The organism is Pseudomonas sp. EA_15y_Pfl1_P101 (genome assembly GCF_963970835.1).
Taxonomy (GTDB): domain Bacteria; phylum Pseudomonadota; class Gammaproteobacteria; order Pseudomonadales; family Pseudomonadaceae; genus Aquipseudomonas; species Aquipseudomonas tritici.
The window spans coordinates 345,340-364,533 of the sequence record NZ_CAXAPA010000004.1; the positions used below are offsets into that span (position 1 = coordinate 345,340).

Annotated in this window: 20 protein-coding genes and 2 pseudogenes; 8 read left to right on the plus strand and 14 right to left on the minus strand. The window is 58.5% G+C overall.

Going from position 1 to position 19,194, the window contains the following annotated elements; translation table 11 throughout:
• Positions 1 to 48: 48 nt before the first annotated feature.
• The 6 genes from AACY36_RS08520 to AACY36_RS08545 all read right to left on the minus strand — a co-directional run bounded on the left by AACY36_RS08520 (position 49) and on the right by AACY36_RS08545 (position 9,481).
• Positions 49 to 798, minus strand: a complete 750-nt coding sequence (locus AACY36_RS08520; protein ID WP_339427539.1) for a fimbrial biogenesis chaperone — start codon at positions 796 to 798, stop codon at positions 49 to 51.
• Between the two features lie 72 nt (positions 799 to 870).
• Positions 871 to 1,461, minus strand: coding sequence for a fimbrial protein (locus AACY36_RS08525; RefSeq protein ID WP_339427538.1), 591 nt, complete (start codon positions 1,459 to 1,461; stop codon positions 871 to 873).
• 109 nt (positions 1,462 to 1,570) lie between these two features.
• Positions 1,571 to 2,218, minus strand: a complete 648-nt coding sequence (locus tag AACY36_RS08530; protein ID WP_339456050.1) for a response regulator — start codon at positions 2,216 to 2,218, stop codon at positions 1,571 to 1,573.
• Between the two features lie 21 nt (positions 2,219 to 2,239).
• On the minus strand, positions 2,240 to 5,407 hold the full coding sequence (locus tag AACY36_RS08535) for a hybrid sensor histidine kinase/response regulator (RefSeq protein WP_339496965.1): 3,168 nt from the start codon (positions 5,405 to 5,407) through the stop codon (positions 2,240 to 2,242).
• 86 nt (positions 5,408 to 5,493) lie between these two features.
• Complete coding sequence (locus tag AACY36_RS08540; RefSeq protein WP_339427535.1) at positions 5,494 to 6,681, minus strand: EAL domain-containing response regulator; 1,188 nt, start codon at positions 6,679 to 6,681, stop codon at positions 5,494 to 5,496.
• Positions 6,668 to 9,481, minus strand: coding sequence for an ATP-binding protein (locus AACY36_RS08545; protein WP_339427534.1), 2,814 nt, complete (start codon positions 9,479 to 9,481; stop codon positions 6,668 to 6,670). The genes AACY36_RS08540 and AACY36_RS08545 overlap by 14 nt, the downstream gene beginning before the upstream one ends.
• A 66-nt stretch (positions 9,482 to 9,547) precedes the next feature.
• Here AACY36_RS08545 and AACY36_RS08550 point away from each other — a divergent pair.
• Together AACY36_RS08550 and AACY36_RS08555 are read left to right on the plus strand one after the other, a co-directional pair.
• Positions 9,548 to 9,784: pseudogene (locus AACY36_RS08550) on the plus strand (hypothetical protein); the annotation flags it as partial.
• A 630-nt stretch (positions 9,785 to 10,414) separates the two neighbouring features.
• Positions 10,415 to 10,849, plus strand: a pseudogene (locus tag AACY36_RS08555) (IS5/IS1182 family transposase); the annotation flags it as partial.
• Here AACY36_RS08555 and AACY36_RS08560 read toward each other — a convergent pair.
• The gene (locus AACY36_RS08560) at positions 10,843 to 12,255 is read right to left on the minus strand and encodes an IS1182 family transposase (RefSeq protein WP_339427611.1); all 1,413 of its coding nucleotides are present in this window, start codon (positions 12,253 to 12,255) and stop codon (positions 10,843 to 10,845) included. The pseudogene AACY36_RS08555 and the gene AACY36_RS08560 overlap by 7 nt on opposite strands.
• A 262-nt stretch (positions 12,256 to 12,517) precedes the next feature.
• Between AACY36_RS08560 and AACY36_RS08565 the strand changes: the two genes are divergently transcribed.
• The 3 genes from AACY36_RS08565 to AACY36_RS08575 are packed head-to-tail and all read left to right on the plus strand — an operon-like array spanning position 12,518 to position 13,078.
• Complete coding sequence (locus AACY36_RS08565; RefSeq protein WP_339427533.1) at positions 12,518 to 12,673, plus strand: hypothetical protein; 156 nt, start codon at positions 12,518 to 12,520, stop codon at positions 12,671 to 12,673.
• A complete protein-coding gene (locus AACY36_RS08570; protein WP_339427532.1) occupies positions 12,666 to 12,917 on the plus strand; it encodes a hypothetical protein in 252 nt (83 codons plus the stop codon). Before AACY36_RS08565 ends, AACY36_RS08570 begins: the two co-directional genes overlap by 8 nt.
• Positions 12,914 to 13,078: a hypothetical protein gene (locus tag AACY36_RS08575; RefSeq protein WP_370468003.1), complete on the plus strand. Its 165-nt coding sequence runs from the start codon at positions 12,914 to 12,916 to the stop codon at positions 13,076 to 13,078. The genes AACY36_RS08570 and AACY36_RS08575 overlap by 4 nt, the downstream gene beginning before the upstream one ends.
• 420 nt (positions 13,079 to 13,498) lie before the next feature.
• Here AACY36_RS08575 and AACY36_RS08580 read toward each other — a convergent pair whose 3' ends face one another.
• Positions 13,499 to 13,651 (minus strand): hypothetical protein, encoded by a 153-nt coding sequence (locus tag AACY36_RS08580; RefSeq protein ID WP_370468004.1) that lies wholly within the window; start codon positions 13,649 to 13,651, stop codon positions 13,499 to 13,501.
• A gap of 138 nt (positions 13,652 to 13,789) precedes the next feature.
• Between AACY36_RS08580 and AACY36_RS08585 the strand changes: the two genes are divergently transcribed.
• Positions 13,790 to 13,993, plus strand: coding sequence for a hypothetical protein (locus AACY36_RS08585; RefSeq protein WP_339496967.1), 204 nt, complete (start codon positions 13,790 to 13,792; stop codon positions 13,991 to 13,993).
• Here AACY36_RS08585 and AACY36_RS08590 read toward each other — a convergent pair.
• Together AACY36_RS08590 and AACY36_RS08595 are read right to left on the minus strand one after the other, a co-directional pair.
• Positions 13,963 to 14,334: a hypothetical protein gene (locus AACY36_RS08590; protein ID WP_339416198.1), complete on the minus strand. Its 372-nt coding sequence runs from the start codon at positions 14,332 to 14,334 to the stop codon at positions 13,963 to 13,965. The genes AACY36_RS08585 and AACY36_RS08590 overlap by 31 nt on opposite strands.
• 59 nt (positions 14,335 to 14,393) lie before the next feature.
• A complete protein-coding gene (locus AACY36_RS08595) occupies positions 14,394 to 14,675 on the minus strand; it encodes a hypothetical protein (RefSeq protein ID WP_339439040.1) in 282 nt (93 codons plus the stop codon).
• Positions 14,676 to 14,870: 195 nt separating this feature from the next.
• Here AACY36_RS08595 and AACY36_RS08600 point away from each other — a divergent pair, with 195 nt between their 5' ends.
• Positions 14,871 to 15,344, plus strand: coding sequence for a GFA family protein (locus tag AACY36_RS08600; protein WP_339416200.1), 474 nt, complete (start codon positions 14,871 to 14,873; stop codon positions 15,342 to 15,344).
• Here the strand turns inward: AACY36_RS08600 and AACY36_RS08605 are convergent.
• Positions 15,316 to 15,843: a DinB family protein gene (locus AACY36_RS08605; protein WP_339416202.1), complete on the minus strand. Its 528-nt coding sequence runs from the start codon at positions 15,841 to 15,843 to the stop codon at positions 15,316 to 15,318. The genes AACY36_RS08600 and AACY36_RS08605 overlap by 29 nt on opposite strands.
• Positions 15,844 to 15,968: 125 nt before the next feature.
• On the opposite strand from AACY36_RS08605, the gene AACY36_RS08610 reads away from it, so the two are divergent.
• On the plus strand, positions 15,969 to 16,661 hold the full coding sequence (locus AACY36_RS08610) for a tellurite resistance TerB family protein (protein ID WP_339416204.1): 693 nt from the start codon (positions 15,969 to 15,971) through the stop codon (positions 16,659 to 16,661).
• Positions 16,662 to 16,737: 76 nt separating this feature from the next.
• Here the strand turns inward: AACY36_RS08610 and AACY36_RS08615 are convergent, their stop codons facing one another.
• From AACY36_RS08615 to AACY36_RS08625, 3 genes are all read right to left on the minus strand, one after another.
• A complete protein-coding gene (locus AACY36_RS08615) occupies positions 16,738 to 17,349 on the minus strand; it encodes a LysE family transporter (RefSeq protein WP_339427530.1) in 612 nt (203 codons plus the stop codon).
• A 73-nt stretch (positions 17,350 to 17,422) separates the two neighbouring features.
• Positions 17,423 to 17,893 (minus strand): arsenate reductase ArsC, encoded by a 471-nt coding sequence (locus AACY36_RS08620; RefSeq protein WP_339496968.1) that lies wholly within the window; start codon positions 17,891 to 17,893, stop codon positions 17,423 to 17,425.
• 13 nt (positions 17,894 to 17,906) lie between these two features.
• Entirely contained in the window at positions 17,907 to 19,190 is a 1,284-nt protein-coding gene (locus tag AACY36_RS08625; RefSeq protein WP_339427528.1) for an arsenic transporter, read from the minus strand.
• Positions 19,191 to 19,194: the final 4 nt, after the last annotated feature.

Genomic DNA, 19,194 nt, shown 5'->3' on the forward strand with positions numbered 1-19,194 from the left:
AGCGAAGAGAAATACAGTGAAAGTGTGGCCATGACAGCGGCGCGAAAGTTATGGTGCTTCTTTATTCAAACGGGCTCGAGTATCGGCGCTGCTGGAAAGTTGCGCGCTATAACGGTCTTGTGCGCCGTAGTCATTAATGCTGCTGAATAACAGGCGTGCTGTATTGGTGTTATGAAGTTGTTTTAGGCTGAACTCTTTCTGTTCGCCGGGCGCGATCATCATTGAATCAAAGGGCTGTTCGTTGATTGCGCCGGATTGCAGATTGATATCGGCAATCGACACGTGATACTGGCCGGGATTGTTCACCACCAATAGGCTCTTTCCGGCGCGTTCGGTCAGGCGCCAGGTCAGTTCACTTGGTGCCAGATACGCGTTGTTTTTCAGTGCCGGCGGGCGGAAGAACACCTTGATGCGCTGGCGCACAGCCAGCTGAAAAGTGTTGGCGGATTTCGCAGATTGGGGGATTTCCTGCACGTTGAGCCAGACCACCGACTCGCGGTCGGTCGGCATGCCAGCGCCTTCGTAGATCACACGCAAGATCTGCTGTTCGTCGCCGCTGACGCGCACCAGTGGTGGGGTGACGGCAAACGGTACGGCGGCGGTTTCGCTGGAATCGGTGTCGATCCATGACTGAATCAATACATCTGCACCGCTGTTACGCACGGTGATTCCGGATTCCTTGTGCTGGCCGTCGAAGACCAGGCGGGTACTGCTCAAGGAAATGCCGGCCATGGCCTGATTGGTCACGAGCAGGCCCAAAAGGCCCGCGCAAAGGGACAATGAGTGACGATAAAACATAAGGGCTACCGCGCTGTTGATTGAGGGTGCAGGGCCGGCCGGCCCTGCACCAGGTGTGAGTGTTCGCGCGGGTTATTCGTATTGCAGCGTGAACGGCAGGGTGGCGTCACCGCGACCGGCAACGGCGGTTTTCACGTCGCCAGTGGTAACGTAGGCGGCCGAGAATTTCAGCGTGGTGTTGCTGTCTTGCAGAGTATTTTCGATCTTCGCAGTGGACGGCGAGCTCAGGTCGATCAACGCGCCGTTGGAGTCGAGCAAGGCGATACCGATGTTCTTCGCAGCGCCAAGACCGTCGATCAGCTTCAGCACTTTGGTTCCAGCAACGATGCCCGAACCTGCGCCCTTGGTCGGTTCGAAGATCATTGCAACCTTGGTCCCGGCATTGCAGTTGATCTTCATGTCGAAGTTCTCGACGCTCAGGGTGCCGTTGCCTTTAGGCGCAGTGGCGGTGCCCATGTCCTTGATCGACACTTCGCCCATGTCGACCGAAATGGTTTTGTTTTTGCCGATGCCTTCAACCGAGCAGGCATCGTTGTTGATGTTGCCGGTGAAGTTGATCGTGCCGCTGCCAGCCTTGGTGGGTGTAACCGGATCGGCTGCCAGTGAATGACTGGAAGCGGCGATGAACGAAAGTGCGAGAAGTGCGCGAGTCAGCTTTTTCATGTTGTTTTCCAATGGTTGGGATTCAAGCAACAACACGATATAACGCGAACTTTTTCTGGAGCATCAGACGATTCCTAGAAGTCGTCTTTAACTGGCGAATGATTGCCAGTTAGTTGAACAAGTTGCGTTCTATGCAATAAACCAGCAAGTCCTGATCGCTGCTGACTTCAAGTTTGCGCATGGCCGATATTTTTTGCGTGCTGATGGTCTTGGCGCTTCTGTTCAAATTCCGGGCTATATCATTGACGCCCATTCCCGAAACGAACAAACGCAATATTTCATGTTCCTTGGGTGACAGTCGGGTAAAGCGTTCGTCGAGATCAGCGTTGTCGACGAGCACCGAAGTCGGCGGCGGGCCGTTGCTGCGCACCGGATTACCCCGGGCAATAGACTTTAGCGCTGTTTCGATTTCGTTGTGCAGCTGGTTTTTCTGAATGATCGCCAGCACCCCGAGTTCTTGCAGGCGCGTCAGGATCAGCGGGTTGGAAATCATCGTCAGCACCAGCACGCGGACGCCGGGGTAGTGCCGCGTCAGGTACTCCACCAGTTTCAGGCCGTCGCCGTAGGTCGAGTCGCCGGGCATGTTGAAATCGGTGATGACCAGATCCACCTGGCGGGTTTCGAGTAGGTTGATCAGTTCGCTGGAGCAAACGGCTTCGCCCACCACGCGAAAGCGTCGGTCACGCTCAACCAGCTCACGCACCCCCACAAGAACGATGGGATGGTCATCGGCAATGACAACGTTGAGCGTTTCCATGGGTGATTATCCAGAGTGAAATTATTCAAGGGTATCCAACAGATCGTTCAATCGAGCCAGATTCTGGCGGACTTCCAGGTCCAGGGCGCTGGTCACGGCCATGCCGTGCAAACGGCACTCCAGCTCGACAAAAATTGTGGCCATGGCTTCGATCTGCACTGCACCCAGCGCGCCAGCCATGCTGTGCAGTTGCTGCGCCACGCGATGGGCGTCGGCGCTGTCCAGTGCCGTCAGGGTGGTGTGAATGTCCTGACGCAGGGTGGTGACAAACAGTTCGCGCATTTTCGCCGACAGCTGGATCGGTGCCGTGGCTGCTTCCGGCAAGGCGATTTTGCAGTGTTTTTCCAGATGCGTGCGCAAGGTAGCCAGGTTCAGCGGTTTGACCATCCAGGCGTTCATGCCGACAGCGGCGCAGCGTTGACCTTCTTCGCGCAGGGCATTGGCGGTGACGCCGATGATCGGCAGGGTCTGGTCCAGTTGGCGTAGCGCCGTTGCCAATTGATAGCCGTTCATGATCGGCATATTGACGTCGGTCAGCAGCAGATCGAAGCGCCCCGGTGTCCATTGCGCCAGAGCCTGTTCGCCATTGGCCGCGACGACCACCGAGCAGCCCAGCACCTCCAGTTGCTCCTTGATGATGGCCGAGTTGATCACGTTGTCTTCTGCCACCAGCACGTGCAACTTCAATGGTCGGGGCTTTTCCGCCGCTGCAGGCTGACTGTCGCTGCTAGCGCCGTGTTGTGCCAGATAAACCACCCAGGCGATCGCGCGCACATCGTGGGCGTCGACGTGATGATCGATCCCGCGTAAGTGCGCTGGATTGGGGCCATCCGTGGTGGCGATGATCCTCGGCCCGGACCAGGCGCTGGTGCTGGCCAAAGGTGCGAGCTCGACCAGCAGCGCCGATGACGCTGAGGTATCGGGCGTCAGCGGCCGGCAATCGACGCCGAATCGGTTGAGCCAGGCGATCAGGTGTTGCGCCTGCTCAGCGACCTGCGCACGCACGTAGACAGCGGGGGAGGCGGGGCTGAACGGCGGGCAATCGGCCAGCTCGCCGGGCGCGTGTTCCAGCGCAAGTTGCAGAGTGAAACTGCTGCCGAGTCCCGGTTCGCTGACCACGTTCAACTGGCCTTCCATCAGCTCGCACAGCCATTTGCAAATGGCCAGACCCAGTCCGGCACCCGCCTGCTCGGTGGCGTCGTTGACCTGATAGAAGGGATCGAACAGCTGCTGTTGTTGCGTCTGAGAAATCCCCACACCCGAGTCGCTGACCTGCCACTGCACGCTGGCGCGGCCGTCGACACTTTCCAGCATCCGTACCCGCAGTAACACGCGACCGTTATCGGTGAACTTGATCGCGTTGCTCAGCAGGTTGTTGAGAATCTGCCGAATCCGTATCGGGTCACCGCGCAACCGATCCGGAAGCGTCGCGTCGATGCAGGCATACAGTTGCAGGCCTTTGGAACGGGCGAAGGCGCTGTAGGTGCGCACGCTGTCTTCGGTCAGTTCCAGCGGGCAGAATTCCTGCAGTTCGAGGGTCATCTGCCCGGCTTCGATTTTCGACACATCCAGCACATCGCTGATCAGTTGGAACAACGTCGCGGATGAGCGCTGGATTGTCTGCAGGTAGTTCTCCTGACGCGGGGTGAGCGGGGTCAGACCGAGCAGTTCCAGAGTGCCGAGTACACCATACAGCGGTGTGCGGATTTCATGGCTCATGGTGGCGAGGAAACGACTCTTGGCCTTATTCGCCGAGTCGGCGGCTTCGCGCGCGTCCTCCAGTGCTGCGGCATCTTCGACATGCCGGGTGACGTCATGCAACGCACATAACCAGGCATCCTGGCCCAGGTAGCGAGTGGGCACGAAGGCGACGTGCAGGTGGCGCCCGTGGAGCTCAAGGTCGGCGTGACCGGGGTCGGTGCGTGAGGTGAGCAGGCTCATCAACTGGCCGTTGTCATGCCACTGTCGGGCGCGCTGGTTTTGCAGCAGTACATGGTGATCGCTGCGGCGGATAACGCACAGGCCGGTTGGCGCCGTGTCGATTACTGCGCGGCTGAACGCCTCGCTTTCGGCGATGCTTGCGAGCGCACTTTGTGCGGGCATGATGACCCGCGTCTGGTACCAGCGATTGATCGCCCGGCTGCAACCGAGCAGTGCCAGAACCAGTGCAACCAGACATAGCATAGGCCACAGTGCGTAATCGAGGAAACTGCGCACACTGATAACGTAGATTGCCGTCCAGTGTTGCTCGCCGGGGCTGCTCAGTTTGAACACCAGGCCGTCACGCTTGAAGTTCACCCCTTCATCCAGCAAATCGTCGGGTTTCACGGCGCCGGTCAAGACTACGCCGCGTGGGCTGATCAAGGTGAAGTCGTCGTAGATCGACCATTGCATCAGCCGCTCGATGTTATTGACCTGAGATAGGTTCATCAGCGAGCCCAATACCACCCAGGTATCGGCACCTTCGACGGTCAGCGCGGTGCTGGCCAGATTGATATTCACGTAGGCCAGCAGGGGCGGCGCGCTCTTGTCATCCTCGGCAGAGACATAGGGTTCCCAGCGCACCTGAAGATCCGGCGGCGGCAAGTTCTGCCCGCGCAGACGCTTGTTCAGTTGGGTCATCACGTCGACCAGATGGCCGATCTGCGTCTGTCCGTTACCGCGCAAGCGCCCGGCAGAAGGTACGGCAAGATCAAAATTGTCGGGTCCATTGACCAGTAAGACCTGTGGCGACTGATAATGCGACGCTGACCAGAACGCGCTGTAGTAAGCGGCCAGGTGGGTGCCGAGTGCAAAGATTTTCCGGTATTGGCTGGGGGCTATCCTGTCCGGATTGATCTTCAGGCTGTAAGGCAGCGAAAACGGCAGGCCGCGGCCCTCATAAATGTTCCGCCCTTCATCAGGCAGAGGCTTTTGTGTGTAGGGCGGCAAGAGGGCCGCGGGCAGTCGCTCACCCTTGGCGCTTTCCCGGGCGATATCCTGCAGGAAAACTTCCTGTTCGCGGACATTCTCCATCAGTCGGGTAAAGTGAAACTGCACGGTATCGCGCCGCTCCTCAACCATGCGCTTGACCCCCACGTAACTGATGCCCAGCAACAGCAACAACAGGGCGCCGAGCACCAGCAACGTCTTGTTTAGGCGCGATGAGCTGTTGGCGAGCTTTTCCATGAAAGCATTGGGATGTGGCATCAGTGGACCTGGGCAGTAGAGATAAGCGGGCCTTTGAGCACAGTGACTTCGATAGCAAGTGACAGTTGTCAACACCCGCTTGCGGGTCAGTACGCGTTCGCCGGCCCGTCATGGGTCAGCAACTGCTGGAATTGATCCGAAGACACGGCGTGGGAGATCAGGAAACCCTGAACCTGAGTGCAGTCGATTTTACGCAGCATAGCAAGTTCTTGCGCGGTCTCGACGCCTTCGGCCACCACCGTCAGACCCAACTGCCGTCCTAGGCTGACAATGCTGGTCAGGGCCTGGGCCAGCTCCTCATTGGCGTTGCAGCCTTGCACCAACGTGCGGTCGATCTTCAATTCAGTGAACGGCGCTGACACCAGATTCATGTACGAGCTGTAACCCTTGCCGAAATCATCCTGGGACAGGTCGAACCCCTTGATCCGCAAGCGGCAGGCACCGGCATAGAAGTTGCTGATGTCGTCGGGCACCGAGCACTCCATCAGTTCGAAACAGATCCGTGCCGGCAAGCCTTGATGGGCCAGCACGAACTCGTGGATACGGTCGGGCAAGTCGTGGCTGTTGAGCAGGTGCGTCGGCAGGTTGATCGAGACCGGAATGTCATAGCCCTGCTGGCGCCAACAGGCCTGGGCGGCAAGCGCTTGTTCTAACACTCGCCACAACAGTTGCTCTTCGAAGCCACACGCGGCCAACTCCGGGAGGAATTCGCCTGGCAGCAACGTGCCATGCTCGGGATGAATCCAGCGCACCAGGGCTTCGGCGGCGACGATGCGGCCATTGTTCAGGGCTTTCTTGGGCTGGAACCAGGCTTGCAGTTCACCGTTGTCCAGCGCGTGTAAAATACGCTCGCAGTCGATGCCTTCGCGGGCCTCGACCGGAACCGACTGGCGCAGTGCCTGCAGTTGATTGATCAGGCAGAACAGAGCGGCGGTGGTCACCGGTTTGGAAATCAGCCCGATCACTTTTACCTGCAGATTACTCGCAACCAGACTGGCGCCCATCAACATCCGTCGCGAGGCCGCGCTCATGATCGCCAGTGCGGGGCGCGAACGTTGCGCAGCGAGGCCCTGAATGAACTGCACGCCGTCCATGCCGGGCATTAGCAGGTCGGTGAGTACCAGGTCGAAGTCACGCTGTTTCAGGCAGGCCAGTGCGGCTTCGCCGTCTCGGGCGCCGAGTACCTCAAAATTGCCCAACTCGTTAAACAGATTCTGCAAATATCGGTGCTGGAAAGGGTGGTCTTCGACTATCAAAATGCTATAGGGCTTCATGAGCGACTCTTTCGTGAGGAGCCAGGGCCGCAAACAAGGCTCGCAACGTAAAAGGTTTGACCAGACAGTTATTCATTCCGGCCGCCAGACACAGGGCATCTTCGCCGCGCAGAGCGTTAGCGGTGGCACCGATGATCGGAGTGACGCAACCCGCGCCGCGCAGGGCTGCGGTCAGTTCGTAGCCGTTGAGTCGAGGCATGTTGATGTCGGTGAGGACAATGTCGAACTCACCCTCACGCCAAAGCGACAAGGCCTCTTCGCCATTGCGGGCCAACGCCACCGTGCAACCCAGTTCTTCGAGCTGGTCGCGCAGGATCAGTTGATTGATGACGTTATCCTCGGCCACCAGAATGTGCAGGTGTAATGGACGCAGCATATGGGGTTCGCGTTGTTCGGGGGGAGGGAGAATCTGACCGCCTTGCGCTTGGCGTACGGCGCGCTGGATCGCCACCAGATCGTTCAGATTGACCTTCCAGCCACCTGCGCCGGACTGCGGCTCATGGGCGCCATCGCCACTGGCCAGCACCCGCGGCCCGTCCCATGCCTGGCCGGGACGTTGCTCGAAGGGCGTGGGATACAGCTCAAGCAGCACAGCGCTGGTGTCGGGTTCCGTGCAATCGGGTGCGCCAATCTGCGGACGGGCGCCCCAGCGCCGCAACCACCCGCTGAGACTTTCTGCCAGTTCGCGCACGGGCGAAACCACGTAAATGAGGTCCGGCGCCAATGCCGGCACGACGGCCGGTGAGGTTTTGTTTGAGGGTTGTTCCAGCGGTACGCTCAAGGAAAAACTGCTGCCCAGCCCCGGTTCGCTGACCATGCGCAGGGTGCCGTTCATCAAGTGCGTCAGCCGCTGACAGATGGGTAGACCCAGGCCCGTGCCGGCCACCACGTTGGTGTTGCCTTCAGTCTGGTAGAACGGTTCGAAAATGAACGCCTGATCATCATGAGCGATGCCTTTGCCGGTGTCCGAGATCTGCCATTGCAGGAACACCCGTTCGCCTTCTCGACCAAGCAATTTGACCCGCAGTACCACACGCCCGGAATCGGTGAACTTGACCGCGTTGCTCAGCAGATTGTTGAGGATCTGCCGCACACGGCTAGCATCGCCGATCAACCGTTCCGGCGTTTGCGGGTCTAGGCAGGCGTACAGTTGCAGGCCTTTGCTCTGCGCCGCTGCCGCGTAGCCTTGTACCACTTCCTGTACCAGCGTCGTCGGGCGGAACTCGATCAATTCCAGCGCCAGTTGCCCGGCTTCGATTTTCGACACATCAAGCACGTCGCAAATCAATTGCAGCAGGGTGGCGGATGAACCTTCGATGGCTTGCAGGTAACTTTTCTGCTGGGTATCGAGTTGAGTGCGCGCGAGCAATTCCAGGGTACCCAGCACGCCGTACAACGGTGTGCGGATTTCGTGGCTCATGGTCGCGAGGAACAAGGTCTTTGCCTCATTGGCGGCGTCGGCCGACTGGCGAGCCTGTTCCAGCGCCGCTTCGATTTGCCTGCGTGCGCTGATGTCGCTGAAGGCACAAAGCAACACGTCTTCGCCTTTATAGCGTGTCGGCGCGCAGCTCAGGTATAGGTGACGACCATCGGTGCTCGCGAAGTAATCAGTGAGAGTGGGTTCATGCTCGTCAAACGCCGCGCGAATCCAGCCCGGCCCCAGTTGTTCGCCACGGCAGCCCAACCATTGGCGGGCGAGGGTGTTTTCCAGCACCACCCTAGCGTCGGTGCGGCGCAGCACGCACAGTGCCACCGGGGCGGTCTGGATCACGTCGCGGCTGAACAGCTCACTTTCTACCAACGCTTGGATCCGGTGAATCGCCGGGTTGATAACGCGGTGTTCCAGACGCCGGATCAGCAGGTACACCAGGCTGATGCTCAGCAGGCAGAACAGCAGCGCGCCAAGTATTTGCGGCCACAGTGCTCCCAGTACCGCCAGCAGATCGATGGAGTAAATGAGTTGCCAATCCGACGATTTCAGCTGCTTGCGTAACACCAACTGTTCAGGCAGCCAGCCGTCACCGACAAAACCGAAAAAATCCTTTTGCTGCACCAACGGCAGGTTCTGCCCCGGCGGCGGGTTGTGGCTGTTGCTGAACAGCGGCATGCCCTGCGAATTGAACATGGTGAACTCGCCGGCGCTGTGATCGCTCAAGGCGCTGGATATTTCACGGTCGTCCATTTCCAGACCGAGCCAGCCGGAGTTGATGTCACGCTCGTCCAGACGGATGAATATGTATAACTGCGAGTGCCCGTCGGAGGCGTGGGTCAGCCAGAGTTCCTTCAGGTTGTCGCTGTTGGGGTGCTCGAGGGTCTGCAGATGCTCAAGCGTGGCCCGTCCAAAAGCACTGGTCACCGACGTCGCGTTGTACAGGCGCCACACTTGAGGCTGGGGGCCGCTGCTGACATAGACCAGGTTGAGTTGCCGAGCCTTGAGATTGTCGCGCATGCGTTGGGTCAGCCAGATGCTCCATTGGTGTCCCGGCGCTTGGCCAAGGAGCAGGCGGATTTCTTCTTCGGAGACTGGCAGGTTCATGTTGGCCATACGCGTGGCCGACAGGCTGAGGCTTTCCAGCAGCGCTTCCCGGGTGGTGAAAAAGGTATGCGCTTCGGCGATTGCGCTGCTCATGTAGCTGCGCCGCTGGGACACTTCATTCTTGAAGGTAAAGAGTAGGAAGCTGTACACGCCGCCGAGAATACCTACCAGCAGCACCATAGCAAAAATGCGCAGCAGACGACGCGCGGCATTGGGCGAGGATAGGATCGGGCTGATCTGATGGAGGTAGTTTTTTAATCTCATTCCGGCACTTTAGGGGAGGCCAGATGCTGGAAAAATCAGACGAACCTTATTATTCACATGAAGTAGATTGGTTACAAAAAGTCCAAGAGGGAACCCAGGCCAGATAACTCCCAATCCAAGATCGCTACGGCGGATGCGCTGACTTTGTTGCTCACCATCAGCATGCCATCGGTGCAGTGATAGACGATTTCACCAAATGGCTTTTAAAGAATGGCGTCGGGGATGTTGCATTAAACACAAGCATTACCATGGAAATGTTTGAAGCTAACGCTCAGGCATCTAACGGACGCAATCTTGCGACTGTGCAGTCGAAGTGAGTCACCTCAGTGTTTTGTGGGCCATGTGGTAACGATTACGTGTAGTCATAGGGGGGTATAAACTACAGGCCGCATTAAGCCGCGAACATAGAACGTTTCTGAGTTTTAATGCTTATCCCACACGTTTTTAACTTCAATGTATATCTTCGCTGCCTTCCTATGGTTTTACAGATTGATGGCATGACGCCGAGCAGGGACCATGGTCGGGCGCTGTTGCCCTGTGAAAAGACCATCGTCATGTTTGCACCTCGTGCCTAGGATCTGCATCGCATGAGTCCTATGCGAGGTTTGTCCTGGGGTTAGAACCAATCGGGGCGCTGAATTCTGCAAGTGATGGTTTGAACGGCGTCTTCGACGAAGCGGCCATGACGCGCCGACTGGTGGATGCACAGTGATCGCTGACGGTGTTCACGAAAAATCTTGCGTGCCCAAGTCGAATAATATGCCGTGCGTGAATGTCTGGGCGGCCGTATGGAAGGTGGTCCCGACTGGGGCCTGTCGATCCCTTGGGTGGCCACGACAATCGTTGGGCACCGATGCACTCTCGGCGTGCGCTCCTATTTACCTGAGCCACCCTGACGTCCGTAGGGCGTTTTGCTGAAGCCGTTGGGCCTATTTCAAGACTATCGCCAACTTCCGAAAAGACAACAGCAAGGCCATCCGAGATGTCTGCCGCCAGTTCGTGGTGCTGTGCCAGCAACTAGGACTGTTCGAAGAAAATCTGGTCGCCATTGACGGCAGTAAATTCAAGGCCATCAATAACCGCGGCCGCAATTTCACCAGTGCTAAGCTGAAACGGCGGATGGAAGAAATTGAATCGAGTATCAATCGCTGCCTGACTGCGCTCGACGAAAGCGATCGGGAAGAACCCTCGGTCGCTCAGCCCATGGCTACTCGGCTGCAAGAGCTAATCGACTAGCTCAAAGCTCAGATGAAAAAATTGCAGTTCATTGAAAGTCAGCTCAACGAATCATCGGATAAATCGGCCTCACTGACCGATCCAGACGCCCATTCCATGATGACACGCGGCATTGGAGTCGTCCGTTACAACCAGCGATAGCGCTTCGAACTGCCAAGATAATCCAGTCCCGTGACTGGTGGCCCTTGAGATGAAAATTTGGCCAGCCGTCGCAGGTTCTGCACCGCAGCGGCCAGCGTGAACTCATCCGTCGCGCCACTCATGCGACGTAGCCGCAGGCGATCCAATTTCAGGATGCGCTTGAGATGGGCAAACAACATTTCGACCTTTTTACGTTCGTGACGAGAGCGCTGATATGCCGGCGTTGCGGCAATGAACCGAGCCACATCGCGAGCGGCTTCATGGACGCTGCGAGCGATCTTGCGAATCGAAGTGTTCGGGCAGCACCTGGCTTTCATCGGACATGTCGCGCAGTCGGTCTGTCTGGATCGGAAGATGATGGTGTTGGCTTTAGTGACGTGCGAACGTTCGTTCTTGAAGGCTCGCCATTCGCTGCGCAATGGGTTGCCGGCTGGGCAGCGGTATTCCTCCGCCTCTTCATTCCAGTGGAAATCGTTACTCGAAAAGCTGTCGTTCTTGCGCTCAGTTTTGTCCCACACCGGCACATGCGGCTCGATGCCTTTTTCCTCCACCATCCAGGCCAGCATCGGCGCGGTACCGTAAGCGGTGTCGCCAATGAGGCGTTCCGGCTTGATGTCGAACTGCGCTTCGACCCGATCGATCATCGTCTTGGTGCTCTCGACTTCTGCGGTTCGATGAGCCGGTGTGGGTTCCACATCCATGATCACGCCGTGCTCGGTATCGATCAGATAATTCGTGGAGTAAGCGTAGAAAGCAGGGCCGCCTGGAGCAGCCGTCCAGCGTGCCTGAGGATCCGTCAGCGACAGGCGTTTCGGTAGCGTTTCGGCCAAAGCCTCCTCATCGAGGCCTTCAAGGTACTCACGCACGGCGCGAGTGCTCAGGGCCGGATCGCTCCAGTTGATCTGTTCATCACCCGGTACGCCGCGCTGCCGACTCGCATCCGCCTTGATGATGCTGGCGTCCACGGCAAAGCCTTCACCTTTGACCAAGCCTGCGTCCATGCAACGACGCAGCACTTCATTGAACAACCAGCGAAACAGATCGCTGTCCCGAAAACGGTCGTGTCTATTTTTGGAAAACGTCGAGTGGTTGGGGACTTCATCTTCAAGGCTTAATCGGGAGAACCAGCGATACGCCAGGTTCAAATGGGCCTCTTCGCACAGCCGCCGCTCTGAGCGAATGCCGTAGCAATAGCCCACGATCAGCATGCGGATCATCAGTTCAGGATCAATCGACGGACGCCCGATAGGGCTATAGAAATCGGCGAGGTAATGGCGCAGGTCACTCAGATCGAGACACTGATCAATGCTGCGCAGAAGATGATTGGCTGGGATGTGATCTTCAAGGTTGAACGAGTAAAACAGTCGCTCCTGCCCACTCGATAATTGTCCCATCATGCTCTGTGATCCCCCACCGGCCAATGAAGCAATTTTGCCGCAGGTCAAACAGGGGAGCTACTTTTTCAACAGAATCGGTCGATAGCGGCCTTTGACGGCTGATACACGGAATTCCAGCCTATGTTCGATCGGCCCCCACACCTGCCTCAGGTGTGGGGGCCTTTTCGTTGGGGTACGGGAGCCACCGACGCCTAAACTGGCCTGCCGACCCTGGGTACTGTGGTCTCACGCACAGGCACTTACTTGAACAAAAACTCTCACCATGTCGACACCCAAAGAATGCAGTTACCCGTACCCGATCCCGACCGCCGCAACGCGAGGCGTCACCCCAGTTGAGCACCTGTCGGTCATGGCCGGGTACACCCCGGAGTTCGGCACGCTGAATACTCCGGATTGCTGGGTGGCAGATCATGAGTGAGGATTATGGGCAGGTCTCATTGGCGGCGCTGAACCTGACAGGCGCGACCCGCGCCCAGGCCGACAAGCTGCTGCAGACTATTCTCAGTAGCGCAACGATCCCCGCCACATTGCGCGCGATTGATCGTGCTGAAGGGTTCATTCTGGGCTTGGAGACCGTCGGTGCGCTGAGCGCCGATGCGATTGAGCGGCTGTACCTCGCCTTCTATGATGCAGCGCAGACGCGGCTGACGGAGCTCACATGATCAACGAGTCAATCCATGAAGAGGTGCTGCGCGTCCTGGTGCAGCAAAACGTGGTGCGCGAGTGCCTGGTGGCAAAGATCGATGGCGCATCACATTGGAGTCTGTCGATTCGCCTGGGCGGCAACGGTGCGCGCTGGGTGCCGGTACGCTCTCGACGTTAACGGCTACGCACCTGGGCCAGCCTCACAGCGGTGAGGCGCTTTGCCGACAGCGTGGGGATCAGAGGATTCAGTGTCGGGCTGTAACCGGTAATAGCTTCGAGGCCATTTCTGCAGACCTATATCCGACTGCCTTCGCTTGAAATACGGGATTCCGGCGACCCGAATTCTTTCCGCAATTTGTTTTGTAGTCCTGGTTTCACTACCCTAAAACGAACAGAGAATTTGTTTGAAGCGGAAAAATAACCACAATAAGGCTATGATTTATAAGGAAAAAATAATGGACTTAAAATCCCCCGCTCGTAAGGGCGTCCCGGTTCGATTCCGGGTTCGGGCACCATCTAAAATCAAGGGTTTGCGGGCGAAAGCTGATGCAAACCCTTGTTTGTTTCCGGTCCGCAATTTCAAATGTTGCTCCGCAACTCACTTAGTTGGCGTGACCTTTTTGTCGATCCGTTTGTGGATGTAATACTCGGTCATCACCACGGTGGTGTGCCCAAGTGGGTCCCTCGCTTTTAGCATGTCTTCACTGGATTGTGCTTTGTCGGTACCAGCCTTTGCACGTAAGTCGCGCATCTGAAAGTCTACTTTTCAACACCGGCCGCCTCACGGACCGCATCAAACAGTCCTCGCAACTTGGATGGTGGCAGTTTGGGTTGGGTTGGGTTGGGGTATTGCGGGTGACCGGCATGGAGTCGGATCAAGGAGGTATGTATGCGTGATGACGACTACGAAGCAGGCCTTCAACTTGCAAAGGACGAAGCTGAGGCAGCGGCGAAAGACTTCTACAAGAACTACTGGCCGTTCCAGGCTGATGAGACAGCCGCTCAGTACGGGGAGCTGCAGTTCACGGCGGTTATCATGCTCGCCGAGTTTGAACGATTCGCTCAGCAAGGCAGCATTAAGCCCGCACGGTAACGCTTCTTAAGGTGCGTTGTCCGGCGGTCTTCCCGATAGCGCTGCGCGCCGCTGATGAATCGGCGGTAGCCATTGCAATTGAACACCATCATTTTTGGCCCCTTCGGCTTGGCCAGCTTGATACCTGTGCCGCGCAGGGCGTCTTTGATATTTACGTCGTCACGCTCAACAAGGCGTCGGGCTTGGGCATCGATGTAGGCCTTTGGCCACGGAATGTCGGTGTCGCGGTGATCACAAGCACCGTCCTTGGTGAACACCTCGGCCTGGGCCTTGGTCAGATCAGTGACATATCCAGAACCACCGAAGCCCCAGAACGACAAACCTTCGAAACAGTGGCGCACAGTGATGATCGACTAACACCCAAGCGCCCCGGTTTTGCCGGGGCTTTTGTTTGTGTGGCTTACACGAAGGGCTGACCGCTGAAGCCCCGTGGCAAACGCTGCATACCGGGCAGGTCGGTGAGGCGTTGCGTCCACGTGCTGCGCCAGTCGATCACGGTGCGGGTCTTGGCGTTACGATTGGCGCGGCGGGCAGCATTGCGCTGGGTGCGGCGCGCTTCCTTGTAGGCATCGGTGTTGCGGCAGGTACGGCACTTGACTCGGTTCAGCTCGACGCTGGAAGGGAGGTTGGTGCCGTGATGGCCACAGGCTAAATGACCTGCGACCTTGAAGTGAATGACCATGTAAGCGTCTCCTTCTCGGGGTACGCGCATCGGTAGACTCCCAATGCACGCGGGGAGGGCGGGTGCAGCAAAAATCCCGACACCTAAGGTTTACGACCCCAGTGACGATGCAGCGTTCGGTTTTGGGGCTGGCCTGTTCAACTCTGCGCCCGGACGCTAACCTGCCACGCTACCCATCAATAAAAGGAAGCAATGATGAGCGTCGACACCCTGCCGTACGAAGGCAGCTGCCGTTGTGACCGTGTGCGCTTCAGCGTGAGTGCAGCCCCAGTGATCACCATGGCCTGCCACTGCACCGGTTGCCAGAAGATGTCTTCCAGCGCCTTCTCCCTGAGCGCATTGATTCCGGCCAGCGGTTTTACGATCACCCAGGGCTGCCCGGTGATCGGCGGCCTGCAGGGGGAGGACCGCCACTACTTTTGCCCGCATTGCATGAGCTGGCTGTTCACCCGCCCTCATGGCATCGATGAGTTCGTCAACGTGCGCGCGGCGTTGCTGGACAATGCCAGCAGTTATGTACCCTTCATGGAGACCTGGACCAGCGAGAAATTGCCTTGGGCCTCCACCCCGGCCGTTGAACGCTTTGCGCAGTTGCCAGAGCCCGCGGCGTTCCCGCGCTTGATGCAGGCGTACGCCGAGTTCAGTCGATTAACGCCAGCAAATCCGTAGTGCCCACGTCCAGCCCCGCCTGGCTCAGCAAGGTGGTTGCCTGGCCCCGGTGGTGGGTCTGGTGATTGAAAAAGTGCACCAGCAGGCTAAAGCAGTTTTTATCGGCGGCCACACCGCGCATGTCGCGGTAATGCAGGCGCTGATCAAGGTCGGGCGCCTCTACGGTCTGCGCCCAGTCGAGGATGAGTTGATCCAGCCAGGCTCGGCGGGCGGCCAGTTCTCGGACGTTGGCAAAGGCCAACTGCGTCAAATCAACAGGTGTGGCGACCGCGTTCAGCGGAGCCAGTGCCGCATAGCCAGCAGGATGCAGGGCAAAGCGCTTGAGCCAGACGGTGTCGCCTAATACCAGGTGGTTCAACGTGCCGAGAATCGAGCCGAAAAACGCCTTGCGGTCCATGAGCAACTCCGCGTCCGACAGCGTGCCGGCCGCTTCATAGAGCTTGCGGTTCATCCACTGGTTGTAGCGGGCCATCAACACGACATGCTCAATTCGGTTCACTTGGGTTTTCTCTCAGAGGCACGGTGACGCCATGATAGGCCGTGCCCGCCCGGCGGTCATGGTGTTCCGGCAGGGCCGGGCTATGGTTGTTAGACGCCAACGTTGCGCCCTGGGAGGGCGAGATCATGAACACCAGCGACTTACTGGAACAACTGCTGCGCGCCGGGCAAGGGGCCAGTGCCTCCTCGGGTGGCGGTTTGGGCGGACTGCTCGGCGGCTTATTGAAAGGCACTAGCACCGGCAATGCCTCGGGCGGTGCTGGTCTGGGTGGCTTGTTGGGTGGGCTTGGCGGCCTCTTGGGCGGTGCCGCTGGCGCGCGTCCAGCCCAGGGACGTGCTGGCGGGATGAACTACGCGGCGCTGGCTTCCTTGGGCATGGCGGCGTTCCGGGCCTACCAAGCCTGGCAACGCCAGCAAGGCAGTGCTCCGCAGCAAGCCTTCCAGACGGTCGACCAGCTTGACGGTCCCGCAGCCGAAGCCCACAGCCATGCCGTTTTGCGTGCGTTGATCGCCGCCGCGAAAGCTGATGGCCACATCGATGAAAAAGAGCAGCAACTGATTTCCATTGAACTGGGCCGGCATACCGACGATTCGCAACTGCAAGCGTGGCTCGACGCTGAAGTCGCCAAGCCCCTGGACGCTGCGGATTTCGCCGAGTTCGCCAGCGACCCGGCAGTGGCGGCGGAGGTTTACCTGGCCAGTGTGATGTTGGTGGACGATCAGCAGGACGCCGAACGCAATTACCTGGACGACTTGGCAGGTCAACTGCAAATCGATCCGCAATTGCAGCTGCACTTGGAACAACAGGTCAAGGCCTGATTGGACGCTGACCCCCAGGTTTGCGAGAGTAGGCCCTCGATAAGGCCACCCACACCGATAACACGTTGCTATAACGTCATATCCCTTGCGCGGCCAGAATTGCCAGATAGATCAATACCACACCGCAAGCGCCATAACTGATGCGCTGCCCCAACGGTGATGCGTTCTTGCGCAGCACGTTGACCAGCGCTGCAATCAGAAAGCATGACAACACTGAAGCCAGCATGAACCCGGCGAAAAACATCAAGGTTTGCCCATGGCTGGGCGTGGCGCCGACGATGCCTGACAACGCGCTGCCCAGCGCGCCCCAGTAAACGATATTCTTCGGGTTGGCCAGGGAGATCGCTGCGCCGACCGCCAGCGCATTTTGCCGAGTACTGGCGGGTGCGGCGTCTGATTCAGGCAGCGTCCAGGCATCGATCAGGCTGCGCACACCCAGCCAGGCGAGGTACAACGCACAGACTACCGTTAGTGGCACGCGCACTGCGTCATGCTGGATCAGTAGGGCGATCCCGGTCAGGCCGATCACCGCCCACACCGCGTCGCCCACCAGCGAGCCAAACTGCACCAGAAGGGCCGGCGTGAAGCCATGGAGCAAACCACGGCGCAGGGTCTCCGCCAGCACGGCGCCGGGAGAGAGGCAAAACACGAAACCGAATATCAGTGCGTAGAAAAAGATCGTCAGCATGCCCGCGTCCTTTCAGGAAAGTGCGAAAGCATACGCTGGCACCAGCAGGCGAATCCACATCGCTAAGCGATGCTCACATCAGCGCAATACGGTCGAACTCCGCTTTGATTTCAGCAGGGCTAAGGCAATCAAAAGGCACGGCGAAAAACGCCCTGCAGCGTTTGGCGATAATGTCCAGGGTTGTGTTGAAGGCCGCCTGGATGTCTGCGTCGTTGCCCTTTACATCAGATGGATCTTCCAACCCCCAATGCGCCTTCACTGCCCGCCCGAAATACAGCGGGCACGCTTCACCGGCAGCCTTGTCGCACACGGTGATGACCACGTCTGGCGGGCTACCTTCGAAAGCGTCATTGCCTTTGCTGTACAGCCCTTCAGTGCTGATACCCGCCGCCTGCAGCGTACTGAGGCTGCGCGGCAGGACCTGGCCCTTGGGAAAGCTGCCGGCGCTTATCGCCGCAAAACCTTGCGGCGCCAAATGGTTGAACACAGCTTCGGACAAAATGCTGCGGCAGCTATTGGCGGTACACATGAACAGGACTTTCATTGGGTTATCTCCTTCAAAGGCTCAGGCGAAAGGCGAGGGCGGCGAGCGTGATCAACAACACCGGTAGCGTGAGTACGATCCCGACCTTGAAGTAGTAGCCCCAGGTGATGGTGATGCCCTTGCGCGCCAGGATGTGCAGCCACAGCAAGGTGGCCAGGCTGCCAATCGGGGTGATTTTAGGGCCCAGGTCGCTGCCGATCACGTTGGCGTAGATCATTGCGTCCTTGACCACGCCCACGGCATGGCTGGATTCGATGGACAGCGCCCCGATCAACACCGTCGGCAAGTTGTTCATCGCCGAGGACAGCAGCGCCGTCAGCACTCCCGTGCCCATCGCCGCGCCCCACACGCCGTAAGTGGCGAACGTATCGAGCCAGGTCGCCAGGTAGGTGGTGAGGCCGGCGTTTCGCATGCCGTAGACCACCAGGTACATTCCCAAGGAAAAGATCACGATTTGCCACGGTGCTTCCTTCAGCACTTTGCGCGTGGAGATCGTGTGGCCCTTGGCGGCGATGACCAGTAGGAGCACGGCGCAGACGGCGGAAATCGCGCTGATGGGAATGCCCAGCGGCTCCAGGGCAAAGCAACCGACCAACAGGATGCCCAACACCCACCAGCCGGCGCGGAAGGTGGCGCGGTCGTGGACAGCACTGGCGGGGTCTTCAAGGTCGGCCGGGTCGTAGGTCTGCGGAATGTCGCGGCGAAAGAACCACAGCAGCACCGCCAGCGTCGCCGCGACGCTGACGAAGTTCACCGGCACCATCACCGCGGCGTATTCGTTGAAGCCGATCTTGAAGTAATCCGCCGAGACGATATTCACCAGGTTCGAGACCACCAGTGGCAAGCTGGCCGTGTCGGCGATAAACCCTGCGCCCATGACAAAGGCCAGGGTCGCCGCCGGGGAAAAGCGCAGGGCCAACAGCATCGATATCACGATCGGCGTGAGGATGAGCGCCGCGCCGTCATTGGCAAACAGCGCCGAGACCAATGCGCCGAGCAACACCATATAGGCAAATAAACGCCGGCCGCGCCCACGCCCCCAGCGCGCTACATGCAGGGCGGTCCAGGCAAAGAAACCGGCTTCGTCGAGCAGCAGGCTGATGATGATCAGTGCGACAAAGGTCCCTGTGGCATTCCAGATGATGTGCCACACCACGGGGATATCCGCCAGGCTGACCACGCCAGAGGCCAGGGCCAGAATGGCGCCCAGGGTTGCGCTCCAGCCAACGCCCAGGCCCTTGGGTTGCCAGATGACCAATACGATGGTGAAGATAAAAATCGCAAGTGCGACAAGCATGAAT

Bases quoted from the DNA above. Each gene is read 5' to 3' on its own strand.
- AACY36_RS08580 (WP_370468004.1), bottom strand. From the start codon at position 13,651: ATGCGCGACTTACGTGCAAAGGCTGGTACCGACAAAGCACAATCCAGT.
- AACY36_RS08575 (WP_370468003.1), top strand. From the start codon at position 12,914: ATGATCAACGAGTCAATCCATGAAGAGGTGCTGCGCGTCCTGGTGCAG.
- AACY36_RS08545 (WP_339427534.1), bottom strand. From the start codon at position 9,481: ATGAGATTAAAAAACTACCTCCATCAGATCAGCCCGATCCTATCCTCG.
- AACY36_RS08600 (WP_339416200.1), top strand. From the start codon at position 14,871: ATGAGCGTCGACACCCTGCCGTACGAAGGCAGCTGCCGTTGTGACCGT.
- AACY36_RS08625 (WP_339427528.1), bottom strand. From the start codon at position 19,190: ATGCTTGTCGCACTTGCGATTTTTATCTTCACCATCGTATTGGTCATC.
- AACY36_RS08565 (WP_339427533.1), top strand. From the start codon at position 12,518: ATGTCGACACCCAAAGAATGCAGTTACCCGTACCCGATCCCGACCGCC.
- AACY36_RS08540 (WP_339427535.1), bottom strand. From the start codon at position 6,681: ATGAAGCCCTATAGCATTTTGATAGTCGAAGACCACCCTTTCCAGCAC.
- AACY36_RS08615 (WP_339427530.1), bottom strand. From the start codon at position 17,349: ATGCTGACGATCTTTTTCTACGCACTGATATTCGGTTTCGTGTTTTGC.
- AACY36_RS08570 (WP_339427532.1), top strand. From the start codon at position 12,666: ATGAGTGAGGATTATGGGCAGGTCTCATTGGCGGCGCTGAACCTGACA.
- AACY36_RS08585 (WP_339496967.1), top strand. From the start codon at position 13,790: ATGCGTGATGACGACTACGAAGCAGGCCTTCAACTTGCAAAGGACGAA.
- AACY36_RS08610 (WP_339416204.1), top strand. From the start codon at position 15,969: ATGAACACCAGCGACTTACTGGAACAACTGCTGCGCGCCGGGCAAGGG.
- AACY36_RS08535 (WP_339496965.1), bottom strand. From the start codon at position 5,407: ATGCCACATCCCAATGCTTTCATGGAAAAGCTCGCCAACAGCTCATCG.
- AACY36_RS08520 (WP_339427539.1), bottom strand. From the start codon at position 798: ATGTTTTATCGTCACTCATTGTCCCTTTGCGCGGGCCTTTTGGGCCTG.
- AACY36_RS08620 (WP_339496968.1), bottom strand. From the start codon at position 17,893: ATGAAAGTCCTGTTCATGTGTACCGCCAATAGCTGCCGCAGCATTTTG.
- AACY36_RS08560 (WP_339427611.1), bottom strand. From the start codon at position 12,255: ATGATGGGACAATTATCGAGTGGGCAGGAGCGACTGTTTTACTCGTTC.
- AACY36_RS08525 (WP_339427538.1), bottom strand. From the start codon at position 1,461: ATGAAAAAGCTGACTCGCGCACTTCTCGCACTTTCGTTCATCGCCGCT.
- AACY36_RS08595 (WP_339439040.1), bottom strand. From the start codon at position 14,675: ATGGTCATTCACTTCAAGGTCGCAGGTCATTTAGCCTGTGGCCATCAC.
- AACY36_RS08530 (WP_339456050.1), bottom strand. From the start codon at position 2,218: ATGGAAACGCTCAACGTTGTCATTGCCGATGACCATCCCATCGTTCTT.